General features: G+C 48.1%; 6 protein-coding genes. All 6 read right to left on the bottom strand.

All coding sequences use genetic code 11. The features are described from left to right. Positions 1–180 precede the first annotated feature (180 nt). Entirely contained in the window at positions 181–792 is a 612-nt protein-coding gene (locus tag B2Z67_RS10270) for a phosphoribosylanthranilate isomerase (protein ID WP_291529738.1), read from the bottom strand. A gap of 3 nt (positions 793–795) precedes the next feature. Continuing rightward, entirely contained in the window at positions 796–1635 is an 840-nt protein-coding gene (trpC, locus tag B2Z67_RS10265) for an indole-3-glycerol phosphate synthase TrpC (protein WP_291529737.1), read from the bottom strand. A 15-nt stretch (positions 1636–1650) separates the two neighbouring features. Beyond that, positions 1651–2646: an anthranilate phosphoribosyltransferase gene (gene trpD, locus B2Z67_RS10260; protein ID WP_291529736.1), complete on the bottom strand. Its 996-nt coding sequence runs from the start codon at positions 2644–2646 to the stop codon at positions 1651–1653. Positions 2647–2736: 90 nt separating this feature from the next. Continuing rightward, positions 2737–3363, bottom strand: a complete 627-nt coding sequence (locus B2Z67_RS10255) for an anthranilate synthase component II (RefSeq protein ID WP_291529735.1) — start codon at positions 3361–3363, stop codon at positions 2737–2739. Between the two features lie 18 nt (positions 3364–3381). After that, complete coding sequence (locus B2Z67_RS10250; protein ID WP_291529734.1) at positions 3382–4782, bottom strand: anthranilate synthase component I family protein; 1401 nt, start codon at positions 4780–4782, stop codon at positions 3382–3384. 98 nt (positions 4783–4880) lie between these two features. Further along, positions 4881–6062, bottom strand: a complete 1182-nt coding sequence (gene trpB / locus B2Z67_RS10245) for a tryptophan synthase subunit beta (RefSeq protein WP_291529733.1) — start codon at positions 6060–6062, stop codon at positions 4881–4883. Between the last annotated feature and the right edge of the window lie 112 nt (positions 6063–6174).

The raw sequence follows: 6174 nt of genomic DNA, 5'->3' as shown, positions 1-6174 counted from the left end.
AAATTTAAACAGGCTCTTAATTATTTCATTAAAATATAGTCGTCACATAAACCGCTATACTTCTCTTAAAAACAGAAAAACATTCTCAAAAACAACTTTCAAAAGACTATTCATTCGCGTTATTAATGAAAGATGTATTGAGTGAAACTAATGCTGAGCAGAATCAAAACAGCTTCTTGGTTATCTCAATTCCTTAAGAAACCGTTTTATCCGTTCCACGTCTTTGATACCCGGAGTTGTTTCAAAACGGCTATTGATATCAATACCGGCAAGATGCGGATGGTGGAACGCCCGCAACGCTTTGGTACTGTATAAATTGATGCCACCGCTAAGCAAAAAAGGGGTGGAATCATTGTAGCGCTGCAAGATACTCCAGTCGAATTGTTGGCCGGAACCACCGTAATGGGTAGTGTGCGTGTCGAACAGGTAGTAGTGGCATAAACCTTCATAGCCGGCAGTAGCAAGCAAGTCTCTGGAAGACGCGATGGAGAATGCTTTTATTATCTGCAATCCGCCGGACTGTAAAGAACGGCAGTATTCGGGAGATTCATTACCGTGCAACTGAACGTAATTCAACCCGAAACGATCGGCATACATCCAGACATTCTCCTTGCTTTCGTTGACGAATACGCCGACGCGTTTAGCCATTGTGGGCAAGTATCGCGGTATTTGATACACGTACCGGGGAGATTTGGGATAGAAGATGAAGCCAATCATATCTACGCCTAATTCCTCTACACTGCGGATATTGTCAGCTTCAGTCATCCCACATACTTTAATTATTGTGTTCATAAGCTATTGTTGAATGAAGTTTCTCAGCGTATCTCCGGGGTGTTCCGTACGCATGAATGTTTCTCCAATAAGAAATCCCCGGAATCCTGCCGAACGCAGCCGACGAATGGTTTCAGGTTGTGAAATACCACTCTCGGATACAAGCAACGGAGGTGTATCGAAGTTGATTCCGGTCACTGCGTGTTTCAGCTCTTCTGCAATGCGAATGGAATTCTCCACATCGGTAACAAAGCTGCCGAGATTGCGGTTGTTGACGCCTACCATGTCCGTATCCTTATTTATGTAAGAAAGTTCGGCGGAACTGTGTACCTCAAGCAGAACTTCGAGGCCAAGCTCATGAGCCTGGGCGGTGAGCGCGTGACATTCGTCGGGTGTCAGGCAGGAAGCGATAAGCAGAACACTATCGGCTCCTACGATGCGCGCCTGTAAAAGCTGGTACTCGTCGATGATGAAGTCTTTACGCAAAATAGGAATGTTGACAAGGGGGCGCGCCGTACGGATATCGCGCAAGGAGCCTCCAAAGAATTTCTCGTCCGTGAGTATGGAGAGAGCGGATGCACCGGCTGCCTCATATTCCGGGGGGATACAGTCGGCTTGTGCCGTTTCCTTTATCCAGCCTTTGGAAGGGGAACGGCGTTTGAACTCGGCAATAATACCGGAAGAGGAAGCTGCAAGAGCGCCTTTCATGCTGCGGCGGTGACCGGCACCGGTGGTTATAGTCGTGGTGTCTTCCTGTATCATGGTGGCAACCTGCTCTTGCAGTTGGCTGAGAGAGACAGCTTGCTTCTGACGCTCTATTTCAATTCGCTTGTGGGCGATGATTTCAGATAAGATATCTTTCATGACGTATGGTTATTGCTATTGATTTATTTCTATGAATTTTTTCAGTGTCTTCATAGCCCGTCCGCTTTCCAGCGATTCGCGGGCTATGGCAATGCACTCTTCGATTTCTTTTTCGGGTTCCATAACCTGGATGGCGAATGCGGCATTGACGATAACGCATTGCGTTTGTGCAGGGGTAGCCCGGTTGTTGAGGATATTGTCGAAGATGAGTGCGGCGTCTTCCTTGCATGCTCCTCCGAACAGTTCATCGGGATGCGCATGGCTGAATCCGAGAGCTTGCGGACGGTAAATACGCTCGTAATTGCGGGTCATAACTTTAAACTCGTCAGTGAGGGATATTTCGTCATAACTGTCAAGACTGTTGACTACTGCAAAGTCTATGCCCAGCCTGTAAAACACGTTGGTGTAAAGACGCATCTGTGTGAGGTCGGCAACGCCCAGTAACTGATAAGTGGGTCGGCTTGGATTGACGAGCGGGCCAAGGAGATTGAACAAAGTACGTACTCCCAACGCTTTGCGTACAGGGCCGACAAACTTCATGGCAGGGTTAAACAGTTGGGCGTGAAGGTAGGCAATGTTACATTCGTCCATACTGTGCTTCAACTTATCGGCATTGTTGGTGAAACGGACACCGTGTTGCTCAATCACATTGCTTGCTCCGCTAATGGAAGTGGCTCCGTAATTGCCGTGTTTAGCTACTTTATAGCCAGCTCCAGCTACAACGAAGCAGGCACAGGTGGAAATGTTGAACGTGTTCTTTCCATCTCCTCCGGTACCGACAATGTCGATGGGGGAATAGGGTGCGAAGTCTATAGGTACACGTGTCTCCATTAATGCTTCGCGGAATCCGATTAACTCGTCTACGGTGATGCTTCGCATCTGGAATACAGTGAGTAAGGCAGAAATCTGCGCTTCGGGATATGCTTCCCGGGTGATGTTGAGGAGGATTTGTTTTGTCTCCTCCGAGGTAAGCTCTTCATGGTTGAAGAGGCGGTTTAATATATCTTTCATCTTTATTGATAGGTTTGTGATTCTGTAATTTATAATACTACTTATTATCTACCTCTTATGCAATGCTAATTATAAATAATTACTTATGTTTTAGCCTTTATGATAAAGCCAGTTTTGCACAATTGTCTTTCCGTCCGGCGTCAGTACCGACTCCGGATGAAATTGGATGCCATGGATATCATAATCCCGGTGTTTCAGTGCCATGATTTGCCCTTCCGGACTGATAGCAGTGACAACCAATTCTTCGGGGAGGTTTTCAATATCAACTACCCAGGAGTGGTAGCGCCCGACGAGAATCTCGGCAGGAAGCCCGGAGAAGAGGTAGTCGGTAGTGATTAACGGTGAGTGATTAGCGTTTAGTGGTGAGTCACTAATCACTAAACCCTCATCACTAATCACCACCCTCGTCTGTACCCCGTGGAATACTTCACTCAGATTAACCAGTCTTCCGCCGAATATTTGCCCGATGGCCTGTTCTCCGAGGCAAACGCCCAGCATGGGCTTGCGTCCGGCGTATGTACGGATGACATCAAGAAGCAATCCTGCTTCTTCGGGGATACCCGGACCAGGCGAAAGAATGATTTTATCATATCTTTCAATATCTTCCAATGCGAAGCAATCGTTACGCAGAACGTCAACTTCCGCACCGAGTTCTTTCACTATATGGGCGAGGTTATAGGTGAAAGAATCGTAATTGTCAATGATTACTGTTTTCATGATTCTTATATGTTTTGCCTACATTTTTTCCGCCATGACGATGGCTTTCTTTAGCGCTCCCAATTTGTTGTTTACTTCCTGTAGTTCGTATTCTTCATTGCTCTTGGCTACGATGCCGCCACCGGCCTGGAACCAAAGCACTCCGTTACGACTGACGAATGTGCGGATAGTGATAGCCTGATTTAGCGAACCGTCCAATCCGATGAAGCCTATGCAACCGCCATAAGCGCCGCGGTTGTGAGGTTCCAGTTCGCTGATGAGCTGCATGGCGCGTACTTTCGGCGCGCCACTCAACGTACCGGCAGGGAAGGTGTCGATAAAGGTCTTGATAGGTTTGGCATCCTCGTTCAGCGTGCCGCTGACACGGCTCACAAGATGAATGACATGGCTGTAATACTGTGTTTCTTTGTAGAAATCGACAGTTACGTTGTGGCAATTGCGGGAGAGGTCATTGCGGGCAAGGTCAACAAGCATGACGTGTTCCGCATTCTCCTTGGGATCATCGTGCAGGTATTGGGCATTTTTAGCATCTTGCTCAGGGTTACCGGTGCGTTTGGTAGTACCTGCGATGGGGTCGATGTAGGCATGGCGTCCTTCAATGCGGCAATGTGTTTCGGGAGATGAACCGAAGATGCGGAAGCCGCCGAAATCAAAATAGAATAAATAAGGTGAAGGGTTGATGCTACGCAAGGCACGGTAGAGTTTGAAGTCATCGCCCACAAAGCGCTGTTCAAAACGGCGGGAAAGGACAATCTGGAAAACGTCGCCGCGCAGGCAGTGGGCAATACCTTGACGGATGTTTGCCTTGTGCTGCTCATCGGTCAATGAAGAAGTCGTTTCGCCCACGGCACGGAAATCGTAGGCTGTGTAGTTACGGTTGTTGATGGCTTTCCATACGGTATCCAGTTGGCTCTCTTCGCCGGGGGCAAGTATCTCGATAAGCATCATTTCGTTTTTGAAATCGTTAAAAACAATGAGATACTTGTACAGAATGTATAGCATGTCGGGCGCATCGTTGGTGGTTTCCCGGCTGTCTTTCACGGGAATATCTTCGAAATAGCGTACGGTATTGAAAGAGGTGTACCCATAAAGACCGCAGTAATTGGAGTATTCACCTTCGGCGTGAAAGCGGCTGAGGAAATCTTCAAGAGCATTTTCCACTTGGAATTCTTGCGTGAGGGGATGTTCTTCGCGGCTTCCGTCGGGCAGGCGGAAGACGGCGGTTCCGTGATCTATGCTGACGCTTGCCAAAGGACACAGCCCGATGAAAGAACGGTTGTTTTCACTGCTGTGATAGTCGGAACTTTCCATGAGGGCGCTTTGCGGGAATACGTCACGGACTTTGAGGTAGGTACTCACGGGAGTATGCAGGTCTCCGAGCAGAGTACGGCTGATGGTTTGATAATTGTATGTGTTCATTTTTATTTGGTTATTAATGATAAGTGATAAGTGATTAATGGTGAGTGATTAGTGATTAGTGATGAATGCAATGAAGCATCAGCACTACTAATCACTAATCACTCACCGTTAAACGTTAAATAAGTCTCAATATCTTTGTCTCCACGTCCGGAAACCGTCAGGACTACGATATCTTCCGGTTTGAAGTTCATCTTTTCGAGTGCGCCGAGTGCGTGTGCACTTTCCAGTGCGGGGATGATACCTTCCAGTTTGGTTAGCTCGTAGGCGGCCCGGACGGCTTCGTCATCATTTACGGCAAGAACAATGGCACGCTTCTGCGCGGCAAGGTTGGCATGTATAGGGCCTATGCCCGGGTAGTCCAGTCCGGCGGAGATGGAGTAAGGCTCTTCAATCTGTCCGTCCTCATTCTGGATGACATAAGTACGCGCGCCATGAATGATTCCCATCTGACCGAGGGCGATGGTTGCGGCCGTCATACCGGTATCCATTCCTTTACCTCCGGCTTCGGCAAGAACTATCTGTACGCGGGTGTCGTCGATGTAGTGGTAAATGGTTCCGGCGGCGTTACTTCCGCCACCTACGCAGGCAATGAGGTAGTCGGGATATTCGCGCCCTTCTTTTTCCAGAAGTTGCTTTTTTATTTCCTCGCTGATAACCGACTGCAAACGTGCCACCATGTCGGGATAAGGATGCGGACCGACGGTGGATCCGATGATGTAGTACGTATCGGCGGGGTGACAACACCAGTCGCGTATGGCTTCGTTGGTAGCATCCTTCAGTGTCATGTTGCCCGAAGTTACGGGAACGACGGTAGCTCCCAGCATCTTCATCTTTTCTACGTTGATGCGTTGGCGTTCAACGTCCGTCTTACCCATGTAGACGATACATTCCATGTTCATCAGGGCGCAAACCGTGGCAGTGGCTACGCCATGCTGTCCGGCGCCGGTTTCGGCGATAATGCGGTGTTTGCCCATGCGGCGCGCCAGGAGGATTTGCCCGATAGTGTTGTTGATTTTATGGGCGCCGGTGTGGTTCAAGTCTTCGCGTTTCAGATAAAGCTTGCAACCGTATTTCCCGGAAAGCCGGTTGGCATAGTAGAGTGGGGAAGGTCGACCTACGTAATCACGTAGCAACCGCTCAAATTCTTGCTTGAAATCTTCGCTTTGCAATACTTCGAGGTACGTGTCCTGTAACTCCTCTACACACTTGTGGAGTATTTCGGGAATGTATGCTCCGCCGAATTCTCCGTAATAACCATCTTGATTGACTAAGAAACTCATAAGGCTTTTATTATTTTGTTATTTATTCAGGTTTCGTATGTTGTTTTGTTGCTTTTCAGAACTATCTCTATTAGCTTCGCTGACAGCTTCTCTGATTTCTTTCACTAAGGTA

The organism is Bacteroides sp. UBA939 (assembly GCF_002293435.1).
GTDB lineage: Bacteria > Bacteroidota > Bacteroidia > Bacteroidales > Bacteroidaceae > Bacteroides.
This window is presented reverse-complemented; position numbering and strand designations above follow the sequence as displayed.

Coding starts and splice junctions, on each gene's coding strand:
- B2Z67_RS10270 (WP_291529738.1), bottom strand. CDS start 792: ATGAACACAATAATTAAAGTATGTGGGATGACTGAAGCTGACAATATC.
- trpC (WP_291529737.1), bottom strand. CDS start 1,635: ATGAAAGATATCTTATCTGAAATCATCGCCCACAAGCGAATTGAAATA.
- trpD (WP_291529736.1), bottom strand. CDS start 2,646: ATGAAAGATATATTAAACCGCCTCTTCAACCATGAAGAGCTTACCTCG.
- B2Z67_RS10255 (WP_291529735.1), bottom strand. CDS start 3,363: ATGAAAACAGTAATCATTGACAATTACGATTCTTTCACCTATAACCTC.
- B2Z67_RS10250 (WP_291529734.1), bottom strand. CDS start 4,782: ATGAACACATACAATTATCAAACCATCAGCCGTACTCTGCTCGGAGAC.
- trpB (WP_291529733.1), bottom strand. CDS start 6,062: ATGAGTTTCTTAGTCAATCAAGATGGTTATTACGGAGAATTCGGCGGA.